The 16,288-nt window shown below is 60.0% G+C and carries 17 protein-coding genes; 12 read left to right on the forward strand and 5 right to left on the reverse strand.

Annotated features, from left to right (window positions below; translation table 11 throughout):
* Positions 1–45 precede the first annotated feature (45 nt).
* Together otsB and otsA are read left to right on the forward strand one after the other, a co-directional pair.
* Positions 46–840, forward strand: coding sequence for a trehalose-phosphatase (gene otsB / locus GA0061100_RS24710; RefSeq protein ID WP_075855463.1), 795 nt, complete (start codon positions 46–48; stop codon positions 838–840).
* Between the two features lie 110 nt (positions 841–950).
* A complete protein-coding gene (otsA, locus tag GA0061100_RS24715; RefSeq protein ID WP_075855464.1) occupies positions 951–2,327 on the forward strand; it encodes an alpha,alpha-trehalose-phosphate synthase (UDP-forming) in 1,377 nt (458 codons plus the stop codon).
* A gap of 1 nt (position 2,328) precedes the next feature.
* Here the strand turns inward: otsA and GA0061100_RS24720 are convergent, their stop codons facing one another.
* Positions 2,329–3,237: a choline sulfate utilization transcriptional regulator gene (locus GA0061100_RS24720; RefSeq protein WP_075855465.1), complete on the reverse strand. Its 909-nt coding sequence runs from the start codon at positions 3,235–3,237 to the stop codon at positions 2,329–2,331.
* A gap of 99 nt (positions 3,238–3,336) precedes the next feature.
* Here GA0061100_RS24720 and GA0061100_RS24725 point away from each other — a divergent pair, with 99 nt between their 5' ends.
* The 6 genes from GA0061100_RS24725 to GA0061100_RS24750 all read left to right on the forward strand — a co-directional run bounded on the left by GA0061100_RS24725 (position 3,337) and on the right by GA0061100_RS24750 (position 9,473).
* The gene (locus GA0061100_RS24725) at positions 3,337–4,284 is read left to right on the forward strand and encodes a choline ABC transporter substrate-binding protein (RefSeq protein ID WP_425298706.1); all 948 of its coding nucleotides are present in this window, start codon (positions 3,337–3,339) and stop codon (positions 4,282–4,284) included.
* Positions 4,285–4,303: 19 nt separating this feature from the next.
* The gene (gene betC / locus GA0061100_RS24730) at positions 4,304–5,818 is read left to right on the forward strand and encodes a choline-sulfatase (RefSeq protein WP_075855466.1); all 1,515 of its coding nucleotides are present in this window, start codon (positions 4,304–4,306) and stop codon (positions 5,816–5,818) included.
* A gap of 64 nt (positions 5,819–5,882) precedes the next feature.
* Entirely contained in the window at positions 5,883–6,092 is a 210-nt protein-coding gene (locus GA0061100_RS24735) for a TOBE domain-containing protein (protein ID WP_004108310.1), read from the forward strand.
* Between the two features lie 195 nt (positions 6,093–6,287).
* Positions 6,288–6,746, forward strand: coding sequence for a hypothetical protein (locus GA0061100_RS24740; protein ID WP_075855467.1), 459 nt, complete (start codon positions 6,288–6,290; stop codon positions 6,744–6,746).
* 236 nt (positions 6,747–6,982) lie between these two features.
* Positions 6,983–7,921 carry a CheR family methyltransferase gene (locus GA0061100_RS24745; protein ID WP_075855468.1) on the forward strand — a complete coding sequence of 313 codons (939 nt, stop codon included), beginning with the start codon at positions 6,983–6,985 and terminating at the stop codon, positions 7,919–7,921.
* Between the two features lie 91 nt (positions 7,922–8,012).
* A complete protein-coding gene (locus tag GA0061100_RS24750) occupies positions 8,013–9,473 on the forward strand; it encodes an oligosaccharide flippase family protein (RefSeq protein ID WP_075855469.1) in 1,461 nt (486 codons plus the stop codon).
* Positions 9,474–9,608: 135 nt separating this feature from the next.
* Here the strand turns inward: GA0061100_RS24750 and tsaA are convergent, their stop codons facing one another.
* Positions 9,609–10,139, reverse strand: a complete 531-nt coding sequence (tsaA, locus tag GA0061100_RS24755; RefSeq protein ID WP_075855470.1) for a tRNA (N6-threonylcarbamoyladenosine(37)-N6)-methyltransferase TrmO — start codon at positions 10,137–10,139, stop codon at positions 9,609–9,611.
* Between the two features lie 23 nt (positions 10,140–10,162).
* The gene (locus GA0061100_RS24760) at positions 10,163–11,188 is read right to left on the reverse strand and encodes an iron ABC transporter substrate-binding protein (protein ID WP_075855471.1); all 1,026 of its coding nucleotides are present in this window, start codon (positions 11,186–11,188) and stop codon (positions 10,163–10,165) included.
* A gap of 302 nt (positions 11,189–11,490) precedes the next feature.
* Here GA0061100_RS24760 and GA0061100_RS24765 point away from each other — a divergent pair, with 302 nt between their 5' ends.
* Positions 11,491–11,883, forward strand: coding sequence for a nuclear transport factor 2 family protein (locus GA0061100_RS24765; RefSeq protein WP_075855472.1), 393 nt, complete (start codon positions 11,491–11,493; stop codon positions 11,881–11,883).
* Positions 11,884–11,952: 69 nt separating this feature from the next.
* Positions 11,953–12,780 carry a helix-turn-helix domain-containing protein gene (locus GA0061100_RS24770; protein ID WP_075855473.1) on the forward strand — a complete coding sequence of 276 codons (828 nt, stop codon included), beginning with the start codon at positions 11,953–11,955 and terminating at the stop codon, positions 12,778–12,780.
* Between the two features lie 46 nt (positions 12,781–12,826).
* Here the strand turns inward: GA0061100_RS24770 and GA0061100_RS24775 are convergent, their stop codons facing one another.
* Positions 12,827–14,410, reverse strand: coding sequence for a peptide chain release factor 3 (locus GA0061100_RS24775; RefSeq protein ID WP_075855474.1), 1,584 nt, complete (start codon positions 14,408–14,410; stop codon positions 12,827–12,829).
* 91 nt (positions 14,411–14,501) lie between these two features.
* Here GA0061100_RS24775 and dut point away from each other — a divergent pair, with 91 nt between their 5' ends.
* Both dut and GA0061100_RS24785 read left to right on the forward strand, forming a co-directional pair.
* Positions 14,502–14,972 (forward strand): dUTP diphosphatase, encoded by a 471-nt coding sequence (gene dut / locus GA0061100_RS24780; RefSeq protein WP_075855475.1) that lies wholly within the window; start codon positions 14,502–14,504, stop codon positions 14,970–14,972.
* The gene (locus GA0061100_RS24785; RefSeq protein WP_075855476.1) at positions 14,972–15,859 is read left to right on the forward strand and encodes a GNAT family N-acetyltransferase; all 888 of its coding nucleotides are present in this window, start codon (positions 14,972–14,974) and stop codon (positions 15,857–15,859) included. The genes dut and GA0061100_RS24785 overlap by 1 nt, the downstream gene beginning before the upstream one ends.
* A gap of 90 nt (positions 15,860–15,949) precedes the next feature.
* On the opposite strand, the gene GA0061100_RS24790 is transcribed toward GA0061100_RS24785, so the two are convergent.
* Positions 15,950–16,288 (reverse strand): transposase (locus tag GA0061100_RS24790; protein ID WP_075855498.1); only part of this gene is annotated, 339 nt, incomplete at its 5' end.

Consider the following 16,288-nt stretch of genomic DNA (forward strand, 5'->3'; position numbering starts at 1 on the left):
GTTTTTTTCCTTGCCGAATGGGAAGAGCGCCTTAGCTAAGGCAGCATGTCTTCTAAGGAACAGCCCGAACAGGGTGAAGCCAAGCCGAGGCCGCTGAACGAGCCGGCCCTTACCGCACTCTCATTGTATCCGAAGGACTGGGCCTTGTTCCTCGACATCGACGGAACCCTGCTCGATCTTGCCGAAAGACCGGAAGCGATCGTTGTTCCGGACTATTTGCCTGGCACGCTGCATGCGCTCTCCCGCCAGCTCGGCGGCGCGCTGGCCCTGGTCACGGGACGCGCTATCGAATTCGTCGATCCCCTTTTTGCGCCCTTCCGCTTTCCCGTCGCCGGCCTGCATGGCGCGGAGCGGCGCGATGCGGGCGGGCGACTGCGGCGGGCGCATATTCCACCCGCCTTCCAGGCGATGAAGCAGATCATTGCATACGAGGCTCAGGCCTGGCCTGGCGCCATCGTCGAGGACAAGGGGGCTGCGGTCGCGGTTCACTTCCGGCATGCGCCGGCAAGCGAGGTCGAGATCGGTGAAGCCATGCAACGCCATCTGGAGGAAGCCGGCCCCGACTGGACCCTTCAGCGCGGCAAGATGGTGATCGAAATCTGCCCGGCGCACGCCAGCAAGGGACATGCCGTCGAGGCGTTTCTTGTCGAAGCCCCCTTCGAGGGACGCCGTCCGGTCGCGATCGGTGACGACGTGACCGACGAGACGATGTTTGCCGCTGCCAACCGTATCGGCGGCCAATCCGTGCGCATCGGCGATACCAACGGAAAAACGCTAGCGCGTGCATCCATTGCCTCGCCTGCGCGTTTAAGAGACGTGCTGGCAACGCTCGTCAAATAATCCATCGATCCGTACGGCGCCCTCCAGCTTCTGATTTTTTCGCAATTCCGAACGGAAGCCGCTGCGCACTTTTCCCGGAATTGCTTCAGCTTTCTCGAAAGGAAGTTACGTTGAGTCGTCTCATCATCGTTTCCAACCGCGTTTCCGTGCCCGACCACAAGGGCGCGGCAGCCGCCGGCGGCCTTGCCGTGGCGCTGCAGGCGGCGCTTGCCGAGCGCGGCGGCATCTGGATGGGCTGGTCCGGCAAATCGAGCGGCGAGGTCGAGCCTGAGCCGCTGCAGATGACGCAGGACGGCAACATTACCTATGCCCTCACCGATCTGACCCAGACCGATGTCGAGGAATATTATCAGGGCTTTGCCAACCGCGTGCTCTGGCCCATCTGCCATTACCGGCTCGACCTTGCCGAATATGCCCGCAAGGAAATGACGGGCTATTTCCGCGTCAACCGCTTCTTCGCCCATCGGCTGGCACCCTTGATCGAGCCCGACGACATCATCTGGGTTCACGATTATCACCTCATCCCGCTGGCCGCCGAGCTGCGACAGATGGGGTTGAAGAACCGCATCGGTTTCTTCCTACACATTCCCTGGCCGCCGGCCGATGTCGTGCTCGCCATGCCGGTGCATGAGGAGATCATGCGCGGTCTTTCCTCCTACGACCTGCTCGGGTTCCAGACGGACCATGATCTCGAGAACTTCGCGGGCTGCCTGAAGCGCGAGGGCATGGGCATCGAGAAAAGCCCCGGCCATTTCAGCGCCCATGGCCATGATTTTCGCGGCGGCGCCTATTCGATCGGCATCGAGACGGCGGGCTTTGCCGCCTTCGCCCGCAAGGCCGCATCGCACAGCATGGTGCAGAAGGTGCGCCAAAGCATTGAAGGCCGCGACCTCATCCTCGGCGTCGACCGGCTCGACTACTCGAAGGGCATCACCCAGCGCATCGACGCCTTCGAACGCTTCATCACAAACAACCCCGCTCACCAACGCAGCATCACCTATCTGCAGATCACGCCGAAATCCCGCTCGGAAGTCCCCGAATACGAGGCGATGCAAAATGCGGTCGCCGAGCAGGCCGGCCGGGTCAACGGTGCGATCGGTACGGTTGACTGGGTTCCCATCCGCTATATCAATCGCTCGATCAGCCGCCCGATCCTGGCGGGTCTCTACAGGCTCGCGAAGGTCGGGCTGGTGACGCCCCTGCGCGACGGTATGAACCTGGTCGCCAAGGAATATGTTGCCGCGCAGGACCCGGACAATCCCGGCGTGCTGGTACTCTCGCGCTTTGCCGGCGCCGCGCGAAAGCTGAAGGGTGCCCTTTTGGTCAACCCCTATGATGTCGACGGCACCGCCAATGCGCTGGCGCGCGCCATCAACATGCCGCTGCAGGAGCGTCAGGAGCGCTGGCGCGGCATGATGGACTATCTGCTTGAGAATGACGTATCGCATTGGTGCGAGACGTTTCTTAACGATCTCACGTCGGAATAGCTCACCTTTGCCCCGCGGCGGCCTCGGAAAGCAGCCACTGCGCCAGCCGCTCGGCGTGCGGGTTCGGCGCCGATGGCGGCAGCAGCCAATAGCCGCGCTCCGGCGCTTCCAGCATCGGGCCGGCCGTCACCAGCGTCCGAGCGGCAAGCAGCGAATCGACGAGACCCATCCAGCCGATCGCAACACCCTGCTCGCTGAGGGCTGCCTGCACGACCAGCGAATAGGTGTTGAAACGCAGATCGCCTCGGCCGGCATAGGCATCTCGGCCAATGCCGTATGCGGAAAGATAACTCTCCCAGTCGAACCAGGGCGATGGCATCTCCGAATCGAGATGGATGAGCGTCGTACCGGCGAGCTGCGAGGGATCGGCGAACGGGCCGTGACGTTCGGCAAAACCTCTGGTGCAGATCGGCACCACCTTCTCGGGCAGAAGCAAGGTGGCGGATTGGCCGAACTCGATGCGCGTGCCGAAGAAGACGGCGATATCGCCGCTCTCAGGCGCACCGCGATCCAATCGCTGCGTGGCGACGATCTGAATATCCACCTCTCGATGGACAAGCCGGAATGCGTGCATGCGCGGGATCAGCCAGAGAGCGGAAAAGGCGTAGTCGGTGCGCAGGCGAACGGACGGCCGCTCCGCCTCGACGCGGAAGCTGCGCACCAGATTGTCCACGCCGCCAACCGCCTTTTCGACGATCTCGAACAGGCGCTGCCCCTCCGGCGAAAGCTCGACGCCGCGATGCTGGCGGTGAAAGAGGGCGACGCCCATCTGCTCCTCAATGCGGCGGATTTGATAGCTGACGGCCGGTTGCGTCAACCCAAGCGCAGTGGCGGCGGCGGAGAGACTGCCAGAGCGGCCGACCTCCAGGAATATCCGCAGCCAGCCAAGATCGACCAAACGTTCAGCCATAAAATTTCCTTTTGGCAGCTATCGAAAAATGTCCGCTTCACAGGGTGAACTCTAGTGATGTTCAATAAAATAATCCAATAACAAGAGGGAACCATCGTCATGCGCATGTCTGCTATGGGTCGGCTCGCCGCCGGCGCTCTTCTTTCCGTTCTTTCCTTTGTCGGTATCGCCCGCGCCGATGGCGAAAGCTGCAAGACGATCCATCTTTCGGATCCGGGCTGGACCGACATCACCTCGACCAACGGCGTGACCGGCGTGCTGCTGACCGCCCTCGGCTACGAGCCCGATATCAAGACGCTTTCCGTACCGATCGGCTATCAGGCGATGAAGACGAAAGAGATCGACGTCTTCCTCGGCAACTGGATGCCGGCGCAGAAGGCCTTCGTCGACGACCTCAACAAGGCGAAGGCGGCGGAGGTGCTGAACCGCAATCTTCAGGGCGCGAAGTTCACGCTCGCTGTCCCGACCTATGTTGCCGACAAGGGCATCAAGGACTTTTCCGACCTGCAAAAGCATGGCGACGATTTCGGCCGCAAGATCTATGGCATCGAGCCGGGTGCGCCGGCCAATGCCAATATCCAAAAGATGATCGACGCCAACGACTTCGGCCTGAAGGGCTGGGAACTGGTGGAATCGAGCGAGCAGGCGATGCTGTCGCAAGTGGAGCGCGCCTCGAAGGACAAGCAGGCGATCGTCTTCCTCGCCTGGGCGCCGCATCCCATGAACGAGCGATTCAAGATCGCCTATCTCTCCGGCGGCGATGCCTATTTCGGCGCGAATTACGGCGGCGCCGAAGTCTATACGCTGGCGCGCACCGGCTGGGCGGCGCAATGCCCGAATGCCGCCAAGCTCTTTCATAACCTGACCTTCGATATCGGCATGGAGAATTCGCTGATGGGTTCGATCCTCGGTGGCCAGAGCGCCAAGGATGCGGCAACCGCCTGGCTGAAGGCGCATCCGGACGCCTTGACGCCCTGGCTTGCCGGCGTCACCACTATCGACGGCAAGCCCGGCCTCGATGCCGTCAAAACCGCCATCGGCCTCTGATCGTAAGGAATAACCTCACATGTCCCGCCCGAATATCCTCATCCTCATGGTCGATCAATTCAACGGGACATTCTTTCCCGACGGCCCGGCCGAATTCCTGCATGCGCCGGTGCTGAAGGCCCTGGCGAAGCGCTCCGTGCGCTTTGCCAACAGCTATACGGCAAGCCCGCTCTGCGCGCCGGCGCGCGCTTCCTTCATGTCCGGACAGTTGCCGAGCCGCACGCGTGTCTACGACAACGCCGCCGAATTCTGCTCCGACATTCCGAGCTTCGCCCATCACCTGCGCGCCGCCGGCTACCAGACAGCGCTGTCGGGCAAGATGCACTTCGTCGGCCCGGACCAGATGCACGGCTTCGAGGAGCGGCTGACGACGGACATCTATCCCGCCGATTTCGGCTGGACGCCCGACTACACGAAACCCGGCGAGCGCATCGACTGGTGGTATCACAATCTTGGTTCGGTGACCGGCGCGGGCACGGCCGAGATCACCAACCAGATGGAGTATGACGACGAGGTTGCCTATCACGCCAACCGCAAGCTCTACGATCTCTCGCGCCGACACGACGAGCGGCCATGGTGTCTGACCGTCAGCTTCACGCATCCGCATGACCCTTATGTCGCGCGCCGGCGTTTCTGGGATCTCTATGAGGATTGCCCGGCTCTCGACCCGGAAGTCGGCGAAATCCCCTTCGATCAGCAGGATCCGCATTCGCAACGCCTGATGAAAGCCTGCGACCATACCGCCTTCGACATCACGCCGGAGCAGATCCGCCGTGCACGCCGCGGCTACTTCGCCAATATCTCCTATGTCGATGAAAAGATCGGCGAGATTCTCCACACGCTCGAGCGCGGCCGGATGGCCGACAACACGATCATCCTCTTCGTTTCGGACCATGGCGACATGCTCGGCGAGCGCGGCCTCTGGTTCAAGATGAACTTCTTCGAGGGCTCGGCTCGCGTGCCGCTGATGATCGCAGCTCCCGGCTGGCAGCCGAAGCTTATCGACCAGCCGGTGTCGACGCTCGACGTGACGCCGACTCTCGCCGCCCTTGCCGGGATCGACATCGCCTCGCTGCGCCGCTGGACCGACGGCGAGGACCTGACGCCGCTTGCTCTCGGAACTGGAAGCCGCAGCCCCGTGCCGATGGAATACGCCGCGGAAGGCTCCGAAGCGCCGCTCGTGGGTCTCCGCGACGGCCGCTACAAGCTGACGCTTTGCGAGTTGGACCCGCCTATGCTCTTCGACCTCAGGGAGGACCCCAGGGAGTTGACCAATCTGGCGAGCAATCCAGCCTATTCGGAAACGCTGAACAGGCTGACAACACAGGCCATGGAGCGTTGGGACCTCTCAAACTTCGATGCTGCCGTGCGCGAAAGCCAGGCCCGGCGATGGGTAGTCTACACCGCACTGCGCAACGGCGCCTATTATCCCTGGGACTATCAGCCATTGCAGAAAGCATCGGAGCGCTACATGCGCAATCACATGGATCTAAACGTGCTGGAAGAGAACCAGCGCTATCCGCGGGGCGAATAGGATTTCGGTGGCCCATCGCCAGTTGAGGCGGTATGGTCGCGCCGGTTAAAAGGGAGAAGCATCCATGAAAATCAGCGCAAGAAACCGTCTCAAGGGCAAGGTCGTCGAAATCACCAAGGGCGCGACGACGGCGCATGTCCGCATCGATATCGGCAACGGCTCGATCGTCACCTCCTCGATCACCAACGAGGCTGTCGATGAGCTCGGCCTGACGGTAGGCGCATCGGCCTATGCCGTCATCAAGGCATCCGACGTGATGGTTGCGGTGGACTAAGTATACGAGGTTAGGACGATAGAGAATGTATACGGTCGATTTGCTGTTTCTTGGCCCCATTATGCAAAGCAGCATCGGATAGTTGCAGATTTTTAGGGAGGAGAAACGACAAAGGGAGGCCTACCCCATTTGACTGATTGTGATCGGCTGGCCTGATAAATTGACCCAGTTTCGGGGCAAAGATAAAAATGCGGCATGGGGATTTTTCGGATCACATTCGGTCGCGAACCGATCAAGCTGGCGATTAGGTTTATCCTGATCGCGACGATGTTGATCGTGCCGGAGTTGCGGTTGGTTTCCACGGTTCAGCGCTATCCGCTGCTGCCGGATGCGCAGATTGCATCCATTTCGGTCGAGCGTGTCGCTACCTGCCGGAGCGCAGAAGATGTTGGTGCGACGCAAGATCATAAACATAGTCACGGACGGAAATGTTATGGCGTCGCGTACCTGGTTTTTGGCGTCCTGACGACTGTGGCAACCCTACATGGCCCACGCCTCACAGCCGTTCGTTTTATCCAAGGCTGGCCGAAGTTAATGTCCGTCATTCCCCCCAGTATTCTTCGTCCCCCCAATAGGATGATCTATGAAGCCGCGCAGCCAGTCAGTGCTGCGCTCGATGCTTCGGACTGCGATCCAATCACGCTTGTAGCTTGAAGATGGAACGACAGCCTCTGCCGGCTCGGTCAATTTGTGGTACCCCAACGTCATTATGGTCTCGGCGGCCACGTTGGGCCTGACCGATGATAAGGCCGTAGTTTGCCAAACATCTTCATTGGATCGCCGCAGCCAGCCAAGCTGAATTCCGAAGCCTCGTCGAACTTCATTCACGTCACCAATGATGCTCCGACCGAAGGATCGTTGCCGGACGAGCATCTACGAGGGATTTCGCCATGCTGAATCAGGTAATGGGAATAAGCGTTGTGATGCGCCGAATGCCGCGTCGGGTTCTGCGTACTCTGTGGGCCGGGATGCCGCCCGGCATGATGAAGACCACGCTCGTGTATCGCAGCGGCCGATATATCTATCATCGATACAGCCGCGAGGCTGCGAAAGTTCAAAGCCACTACACGCATTTCATGCGAAACCCACCGCTGCTGGAGGTTCTCGCGGGGACGCTATCGGATCATGCAAAGGGACCGACGCTGCGAGTGGCATCGATTGGGTGCAGTACCGGGGCGGAGCTTTATTCGACTTTATACGTGCTTAAGGCTAAGCGGCCAGACCTGAACTTCATATCGCATGGGCTCGATATATCCAGCGGCGTCGTCGAGGTTGCTGCACGAGGCGTTTATCGTCCCGACCAGGCGGCCGGGGTGGCCGGTCTTTATACGGCCGGACGGGCTGAAGTCTCAAGCGACGATGTCGAGAAGCTCAGTGGCATCGTCGAAGCCCTGCCGGATGGAACAGTCCGTGTCTGGGACTCACTTCGCAAAAACATTACTTGGCTGACGGCCGATGCAACCGATCCAAAGGTCGCAGATCTGATTGGCGAACAGGACATTCTGATTGCGAATAATTTCATGGGACCGATGGATGATGGTCTCGCGGAAAAATGCCTTCGCAATTTGATGAGGCTCGTTGTGCCGGGCGGCTATCTCGTGATCGACGGTATTGATCTCGACGTCAAAATGAAGGTGCTGAAGGACTCTCGCTTCAAACCTGTCCTTATGCGACAGGATGATATCTGGCTGGCCGATGAATCAAAAAAAGGATGGCCATGGCTTCGGTGGAGCCGAGAACCGCTCAACCGAAACGAACGAGGTTGGGAGATCAGGTATTCGGTTATTTTTCGCCTGGCAGGCCAGCCAAACCAGCCTTCAAATCCATGACTAGCATTCGGGAAAAGTCGTCCGAAGGGCGGTGCCGGCAACAGTCCGGGTCGATTGCGGCCTGCATACTTGCCGGTGGAGAGGGGTGGAAATGAAAGGAGGAAAATCCCTATCCGTTCTTCGGAAGGTTGTGGCGGACGGATCCTGGGTCGCCGCAGCAAAGATCACATCCCAAGTGAGCCAAATTGGGACCTTCTTCCTGGCTGCCCGTATCTTGATGCCGAGCGAGTTTGGTTTCTATGCTTTCCTGTCAGCACTCATGGTTCTGCTCGTCGTCCTTGCAGAGGGAGGATGGGCAGAATTCATCATGAAATCGGGTTACGATCGCGACCGCTTCGAACAACTCGTGAGCATATCGCTCGTGAGCGGCGTGCTGGTCACGTCGGTTGGCTTGGGCGGCGCCTTCGTCCTCTACACGGCATTCGCGCAACAGGCGGAGGGCGTGCTGGTGGCCATATTCAGCTGTTGGATACTGCCTGCGGCAATAACCACCGTCTATGACGGCACGCTCGTCGCCTGCGGAAGGCTTCGCGCGCAAGCTGTCGTTCGTATCGTCAGCGAAGTGGTGGGGTTCTCCGTGACAGCTACAGGCCTCTTCATGGGAGGGCATGCCATTGCGCTGGTCGTCGGCCGGATCGTTTCGCAGCTCGTAATTTTGGTTGGATCCGTCTGTTTCGTTCGGCAAAAGCCACGATTGCATCTAACCCGGGCTATGGTGGCTGAAGTCGCAGCATTCTCGAAATATATCGTTGCGACCCGATTGATCATTTTCCTTGGTTCCTATTCGGGGACACTGGCCGTCGGTGGCTTCCTTGGCGTTACGGAAGCGGGATACTACCGCGCCGCGGAGCGGATTGTTGCCGCTATCTCGGAGCTTATGGGCGAGCCGATAAGGGCGCTTGCCTGGGTAGAGTTCAGGCGGGCACGAGACCTCGGTGAATTAAACGGAACGAATGTTCTTGCCGACGCCGCCAGACAATTCCTGGTTTGGCTTTTTGTCGTCGCGAGCCCGGTCTACCTCGGGCTTATGCTGGTTTCGCCCGAGCTGATCCATATCGTGCTTGGCGAAAAATGGATGCCCTCCGCGATCATTGTCTCCATATTGTGCGTGAAACTGCTGTTGCTTTCACCAGGATATATCTCCGAACCGCTTTTGACGCTGAGTGGCAACATTCACCGGAGAATGGCGGTCACCATGGTCAATGCGGCTGTCTCTGTCCTTTTCATCATCATTTTTGCACCGATGGGGCTTTTGGCCCTGGCGGCGAGCCAATGTGTGAGTGCATCCTTTTCACTGACAACCTCCGCCAGAATTCAGATCCGTTACGTCGGAGTGAATTGGCGAAAAGTCATCACGGATTCCATCCATATGATTGGCCCTTCAATCGGGCTGATGATGGCAGCGGTTCTAAGTCTTCAATACGCGGTTGAGTTCGCGGCGATGCCGACCATATTGGCGCTCTTTCTGAAGATCGCAGTGGGCACCGTGGCATATGTCTCGCTGTTCCTGATAGTCAGGTTTTGGATGAGGCGATTTCCGACGCCCGCTTAGAGCGGTTCGGTTTTTCCCGAATTTCTGAACCGTTCCATCTCTTTGCTTTCTCGCGATTCCCCACGGAAAAGTACGCTCCGGTTTTCTGGCCCGAATTGCGAGAAACAATAGTTTAAAGCGATTCCGTGAAGTGCTCTAAGCATCGCGTTTTTGGCAGTAATGCGCCGTCTCGCCGTCGCCGGTCTGGAAATCTCCGGGCTGCGGCGGCGCGATCGGCTTGAACAGCGTGCGATCCGGCTTCAGGTCGAGCAAGGGCGTGCCATCAAGGCAATCGAGGCCGCGCACCAGCAGTACGGCACCCTCGACGGCCTCCAGCTTGACGATGGACGTGCCGATGGGATTGGGCCGAACGGGGGAGCGCAGCGAGAAGGTGCCATGCACCTTGCCGTTGCTCGCCGGGCTCTGCAGCACGAGATCGCGCCGGGACCGATCCAGCCAGTAGAGGACTTCCAGCCGCTCGAAGACATCCACGCCCTTCAACGCCGCCACCCAGGGTTCGAATATCTCGATCCGGCAGATCGGGCCGTCGTGGCGTCCCTGGCGCGGCGTTTCCATGCGCGATGTCCAGGGTGTGGAGATACGGCCGATAAAGGTGAGACCGGCATCGGACGTCGAAGGTGGCTCGACGGCCACCTCGTTTTCACGAATTTCGTTTTCCCGGACCATGAGTGCCCTCCTTGCCTGAGCGGTTACTTCATGCCCTTCAGCAATGCAGCCAGCTGATCGTCGGTCAGATCGACCTGATAGAACAGCTTGTAGAATTGCTTCACATCATCGGAAAAATCGCTGCGGAAGAGTTTGGGGTAGAGCAGCTTCTCCATCCAGCGCACGCCGAGCAGCCGGTTGACGCCCGGCGGGGAATCGAACCAGCCGAAGGGCAAGGACGGCGGCACGAAGATCTTGCCGTCCTTGACGGCCTTGATGCCGGCCCATTGCGTATCGCTCTTCACCGAAGCGGCAAAAGCGGGGCTCTCTGCGATGATGATATCCGGATTCCAGCCGACGACCTGCTGCGGCGTGACCTTAGTGAGCCCACCCTTGCCGGCTGCAGCGGCGACGTTCATCGTGCCCACAGCATCGAGGATTTCGAGATTGATCGAGCCGGACAGCCCGGATTCAAGACCATCGGCACCGCGGCCATAATAGACGCGCGGGCGCGGATCGTTCGGCAACGTCGCCAGCTTCTCGTTCAGATCCTTGATCGCCGAATCCGCGTAATCCGCAAGCTTGTTGGCCCGGTCTTCGACACCGATCAGGGCGCCGACGTCGCGAAGCGTATCGGCAGTGCGGGCGAAGCTGCCATCGACAAGCACATAGGGAATATGCGTCTCAGACTGCACCTTGTCGGCCAGCGCCTTGTAGGTCGGGTCGACCGTGCCGGCATCGAGGATGATATCGGGCTTGGCGTCGATAACCGCCTGCGAACTGATGGCGCCGTCCTTGCCCGTCAATCGCCCAATCGTCGGCAACGACCTTACCGATGGCATCAGGTAGGCCTTGGCGGCATCATCCGGTGCATGAACCCAACCCACCAGTTTTTCGGGCGCCAGGACATAGACCAGCACGGTGGCTGGCGGCCCGGCGACGAGAATACGGTTGATCTTGTCTGGCACGGAGACCGTGCGTCCGGCCGCATCGGTGATGATTCGCGCCTCGGCTGCGACCGGCATCAGGCCGACAAAGGCCAGAGCAAGAACCGCAAGAAATTTCATCATGAAAGCTGCTCGTTCTGATCGAGGGGACCCCGGGGCGGCACTATGGCATAGCGCTATATCGGATGGAACATCGCGGAGGCACTATTCCAAAATGAAACGCATCCGAACCGATCACGTCGGCTTGAAACGCAATCGGCAGGCTTTGATTACATCTGATGTAATTGAGGGCAGCGCTCGCCCTGGAGTATCTAAAGACCATCTTCTTGCAGGAAGAGCTTTCAGCCCTTCAACCAAAGAGAGCTCAGCCGACAGCGATGTCGATGGCCACGACATCGCTTCACCGGCAGGCTCAGGAGAATTCCATGACGACCATGTCATTCACCAAAAAAGACGCCCCGCAATGGCTGCTCGCCTTCTGGCGGGAAATCGATGACAAAACCTTCGGCCAGGGCTTTGATTGCCTGGCGGAAGACGCCACATGCAATCTCGGCATTGCCGACTGGAAGGGGCGCGAGACCATTCGCCAGAACCTGCGCGCCTTCATCGACACCGGCTTCACGGCATTGCATGATGTCACCGAATACTGGGACGCCGGATCGCTGAAAGTGTTCCGCGGGACCGTGACCATGACCCCCAACGACCGCACGCAGGCGGTGGTCAAACCGGTCATGACGCATTTCTTCTACATGGACGAGGCAGACCCGACGAAAGTGCGTCACTGGTACGGCTCGGTCGGGCCGGTTGCTTTCTCCTGAAAACCGAGGCTGGCGGGGCTGCCCATTACGGCCCCGCCACGCCAAACGAACGAAGCGAGGCTTTGCAGAATGAGTTCTTCCCCCGCAGCTCTGAGATTGCCAAACGAGCTGGGACCGCAGCTGCGCGCATGGCGCGACACGCGCGGCAAGAGCCAGCTCGAGCTTTCCCTCGACACCGGCATTTCGCAGCGGCAAATCAGCTTTATCGAAAGCGGCAGGAGCACGCCGGGCCGGCAGAATGTGTTGCGTCTTGCCGATGCCCTGGATGTGCCGTTTCGCGAGCGTAATACCCTGTTGCTCGCCGCTGGCTATGCGCCGATCTATTCCGAAGGAAGTTTTGACGATCAGGAAATGCAAGGCGTTACCAACGCGCTGAAGCGCATGCTGCGCCAGCACGAACCGTTTCCGGCCGTCGTGATGGACCGCTACTGGAATGTCCTGATGACCAACAATGCGACGCTGCGCTTCTTCCGTCGCTTTACCGATATGGACGCGCGCCCGAAGCCGCGCAATCTTCTGCATCTGATGTTCGACCCCGCGGGCATGCGGCCCTTCATCCCGGATTGGGACAAGACGGCCGAAAGCCTGATGGGGCGCGTCTTCCGCGAATCCGTCGGTCGCGTCATCGATGCACGGACGAAAGATCTCATCGACAGCCTGCTCGCCTATCCCGATGTGAATGCCGACTGGCAGACATCGCCGGCGATCGAGAATACGCCGATCATCCCCCTCTCCTTCGTCAGGAATGGGCACATGCTGAAGTTTTTCTCGCTGGTGACGACGGTCGGAACGCCGCAGATGATCACGACCCAGGAGCTGCGGGTCGAATGCATGTTTCCGCTGGATGACGCCACGGAGGCGCACTACGCGGAGCTGATGAATACAGCAGAGGGGTAGCGGCATGAGCCACAGGCCGATCGCCTGTGGCCAGATGTCTCCGATATCAAGCCGCCTTGACGGCGTGATATTCCTTGATCGCGACCATCTTAATAGCCGGATAACGTTCCGCCTCGTAGCGCAGCGAGAAGCCGTCCTGCGCGAGGAAGACCGGATCTCCGTCGAGATCGCGGGCGATATCGCCGCGGCGCTGGGTGACGAATTTTTCGAGGTCGGCGGACTGGTCGGCCGAGATCCAGCGGCAGACGGAGAAGCGCGACATTTCAAAGGAAACCGGTAGACCGTATTCGGCCATCAGGCGCTCCTTCAGCACGTCGAGCTGCAAGGCGCCGACGACGCCGACAATGGCGGGCGAGCCGTCTTCCGGCGAGAAGAGCTGCACGACACCTTCTTCGGCCATCTGCTGCAGGGCTTCCTTGAGCTTCTTTGCCTTCATCGCATCTTCGAGACGAACGCGGCGGAGGATTTCCGGCGAGAAGTTCGGTACGCCCTGGAAGACCAGGGATTCACCTTCCGTCAGCGTATCGCCGATGCGCAGCGTTCCGTGGTTCGGAATGCCGACGACGTCGCCGGCATAGGCGGTGTCGGCGAGCTGGCGCTGCGAGGCGAAGAAGAATTGCGGCGCGGTGAGCCCGAGCTGCTTGCCGGTGCGCGACAGCCGCGCCTTCATGCCGCGCTCCAGCTTGCCGGAGCAGATGCGCGCAAAGGCGATGCGGTCGCGATGGTTCGGGTCCATGTTGGCCTGGATCTTGAAGACGAAGGCCGTCATCTTGTCGTCGGTGGCGTGAACCGTCCTGATATCGGCGACCTGGTCGCGCGGCGGCGGCGCGAATTCGCCGAGCGCGTTGATGAGATCGCGCACGCCGAAGTTACGCAGCGCCGAGCCGAAGAAGACCGGCGTCATGTGACCTTCGAGGAAGGATTCCCGGTCGAACGGACGGCAGGCTTCGATCGCCAGCTCCGTTTCGTCGACGAAAGCCTGACGCTCGTTCTCCGGCAGCCTATCAGCGACAGCCTGCGGGCCGTTCACCTTGGTCACCTCGACCTCAGTATCGGAACCGCGCACCGTGTTCGCGGCAATATGATAGGAGCCGCAGAAGGTCTTGGAGCGGCCGATCGGCCAGGTGATCGGTGCCGTATCCAGCGCCAGCTTCTCTTCGACCTCATCGAGGATTTCGAAAGGGTCGCGGCTTTCGCGGTCCATCTTGTTGATGAAGGTGATGATCGGGATGTCGCGCATGCGGCAGACTTCGAACAGCTTCAGCGTTCGCGGCTCGATACCCTTGGCGGCGTCGATGACCATGACCGCGGCGTCGACCGCCGTCAGCGTGCGATAGGTGTCGTCGGCGAAGTCTTCGTGGCCGGGCGTATCGAGAATGTTGAAGACGTTGCCTTCATATTCGAAGGTCATGACTGAGGTCACGACCGAGATGCCGCGCTCGCGCTCGATCTTCATCCAGTCGGATCGCGTCTGCATGCGATCCTTCTTCGCCTTGACTTCGCCGGCAAGCTGAATGGCGCCGCCGAACAGCAGCAGCTTTTCGGTGAGCGTCGTCTTGCCCGCATCCGGGTGGGCGATAATAGCGAATGTGCGGCGGCGGGAAACCGCCTCGGCGAGACTTTCGGCCATGCGTGTGAATCCTGTGAATTGCGGCCGTATCTAGCGACTCAAAGGCCTAATTGCAATTGACCTGCGGCTTTCGAGCGCAAACTATTGCCGCATGACCATTCACACCGACACCCGCCCGCCCCTGAACCTCATCCGCCTGCCGCACGGCGAAGGCCTTGAGCTGCCAGCCTACCAAACCAGGGGCGCTGCCGGCATGGACCTGCGCGCCGCGGTCGATGATGGCGCAACGCTGACGATCCTTCCCGGCAAGCGGGAACTCGTTCCCACCGGCTTCATCTTCGAGATTCCGGAAGGCTACGAGGGCCAAGTCCGCCCGCGCTCCGGCCTTGCGTATAAGCACGGCATCACCTGCCTGAACTCGCCCGGCACGGTGGACAGCGATTACCGCGGCGAAGTGAAGGTGCTACTGATCAACCTCGGCGAAGAGCCCTTCGAAATCACTCGCGGCATGCGCATCGCGCAGATGGTCATTGCTCCCTCAATCCAGGCCCGCATCTTCGAGACGACCGACGTGAGCGAGACCTTACGCGGAGCAGGCGGTTTTGGCTCGACCGGCGTGTGATGCCGGGGCCAGCGCATGACCTGACCCTGCGTCAGGACTACTTCGGTGATCCCACCACCTGGATGGGGCTCGTCGACTTGCTGCAGGATACCTTCTCGATCGACATCAGCTTGCAGGCCCAGTTCGGCGGCCCTGATCCCACAAGCATGCCGTTCGGCTATTTTGATGACGACGGCCGTTGCGTCGCCAATTTCAGCGCTTTCTCGATGCCCATGATCGTCAACGGCCAGCTGGTGAAGGCAGCGGGATACCAGTCCGGCGCCGTGCGGCCGGAATGGCGCGGGCGCGGCCTCTATCGCGATCTCATGCAGCGCGCCTTTGCCCGAACCGCGGCCGAAGGCTACGAACTCGATCTCCTGCTCACCGACAAGCCGGCGCTCTATGAGCGTTACGGCTTTCGCATCCTGCCGCAGCATATCTCCGTCGCGCGAATTCCGAAGCTCCAGAAATCCGATTTGACTGCCCGGCAGCTCTCCCTGGAAGCGCCTGAAGATCTGCGGCTGATCAAGAGGCTTCTGCAGGAGCGGCAGCCGGTCTCCGCCCGATTTGCCGTTATCAGGCAGACGGAGATGTTTCTGCTGAACGCCTCTTTCAATTCCGCGATCCGCCTGACGGCACTCGCAGACGACACGGTCATCGCGTGGACGTTTGACGGCGCCACTTTCTGGCTTCTCGATGTGGTGGGGTCAGCCATCCCCTCACTGGCAACCATACTGTCAGCACTTGAGGTCGAACCCGAGCGTATCGAGATCTGCTTTTCTCCGGATCGCCTGGATTGCGAGGTATCGCTGGAGCCTTATGAGGGTTATACGATGCTGATGGTGCGCGGCAAAGCTGCAGACGATATTGCCGGGCCGCTCATGCTTTCGCCGATGGCGGAATTCTAGAGCCGTTAAGCGGCTCTGGCTTATTGGATTGCGCAATTCCCAACGGAAAACCGCTGCGCACTTTTCCTGGAATTGCTCTAGGCTCGAGACTCAATCGATCCACCAAGTGACGAGAGCGGCAATGTAGCATGTAGCTTCGAAGTTGAGCCTGAGTTTGTCATATCGTGTTGCCACACGTCTCCAGTCCTTGAGGCGGCAGAAGGCCCGTTCGATGATATTTCTGCGTTTGTAGGCAACGGGATCGAAAGGCTGCACTCTCTTTCGCGTCGGATTGTTGGGAATGACAGGCTCAGTACCGCGGCCGATGAGAAAATCGCGCAAAGCGTTGCTGTCGTAAGCGGCGTCTGCGGCACATAATCGGCTCGGCGGCAGAGGCGCGAGCAGTGGAATGGCAACCGGTGCGTCGCCGCGCTGCCCAGGCGTTATTCG

Source organism: Martinezella hainanensis, from assembly GCF_900094555.1.
Classification (GTDB): Bacteria; Pseudomonadota; Alphaproteobacteria; order Rhizobiales; family Rhizobiaceae; genus Rhizobium; species Rhizobium hainanense.

What these genes read in the sequence shown, in the direction of transcription:
- otsB (WP_075855463.1), top strand. Translation starts at nt 46, where the DNA reads ATGTCTTCTAAGGAACAGCCCGAACAGGGTGAAGCCAAGCCGAGGCCG.
- GA0061100_RS24720 (WP_075855465.1), bottom strand. Translation starts at nt 3,237, where the DNA reads ATGGCTGAACGTTTGGTCGATCTTGGCTGGCTGCGGATATTCCTGGAG.
- GA0061100_RS24725 (WP_425298706.1), top strand. Translation starts at nt 3,337, where the DNA reads ATGCGCATGTCTGCTATGGGTCGGCTCGCCGCCGGCGCTCTTCTTTCC.
- betC (WP_075855466.1), top strand. Translation starts at nt 4,304, where the DNA reads ATGTCCCGCCCGAATATCCTCATCCTCATGGTCGATCAATTCAACGGG.
- GA0061100_RS24735 (WP_004108310.1), top strand. Translation starts at nt 5,883, where the DNA reads ATGAAAATCAGCGCAAGAAACCGTCTCAAGGGCAAGGTCGTCGAAATC.
- GA0061100_RS24740 (WP_075855467.1), top strand. Translation starts at nt 6,288, where the DNA reads ATGGGGATTTTTCGGATCACATTCGGTCGCGAACCGATCAAGCTGGCG.
- GA0061100_RS24745 (WP_075855468.1), top strand. Translation starts at nt 6,983, where the DNA reads ATGCTGAATCAGGTAATGGGAATAAGCGTTGTGATGCGCCGAATGCCG.
- GA0061100_RS24750 (WP_075855469.1), top strand. Translation starts at nt 8,013, where the DNA reads ATGAAAGGAGGAAAATCCCTATCCGTTCTTCGGAAGGTTGTGGCGGAC.
- tsaA (WP_075855470.1), bottom strand. Translation starts at nt 10,139, where the DNA reads ATGGTCCGGGAAAACGAAATTCGTGAAAACGAGGTGGCCGTCGAGCCA.
- GA0061100_RS24760 (WP_075855471.1), bottom strand. Translation starts at nt 11,188, where the DNA reads ATGATGAAATTTCTTGCGGTTCTTGCTCTGGCCTTTGTCGGCCTGATG.
- GA0061100_RS24765 (WP_075855472.1), top strand. Translation starts at nt 11,491, where the DNA reads ATGACGACCATGTCATTCACCAAAAAAGACGCCCCGCAATGGCTGCTC.
- GA0061100_RS24770 (WP_075855473.1), top strand. Translation starts at nt 11,953, where the DNA reads ATGAGTTCTTCCCCCGCAGCTCTGAGATTGCCAAACGAGCTGGGACCG.
- GA0061100_RS24775 (WP_075855474.1), bottom strand. Translation starts at nt 14,410, where the DNA reads ATGGCCGAAAGTCTCGCCGAGGCGGTTTCCCGCCGCCGCACATTCGCT.
- dut (WP_075855475.1), top strand. Translation starts at nt 14,502, where the DNA reads ATGACCATTCACACCGACACCCGCCCGCCCCTGAACCTCATCCGCCTG.
- GA0061100_RS24785 (WP_075855476.1), top strand. Translation starts at nt 14,972, where the DNA reads ATGCCGGGGCCAGCGCATGACCTGACCCTGCGTCAGGACTACTTCGGT.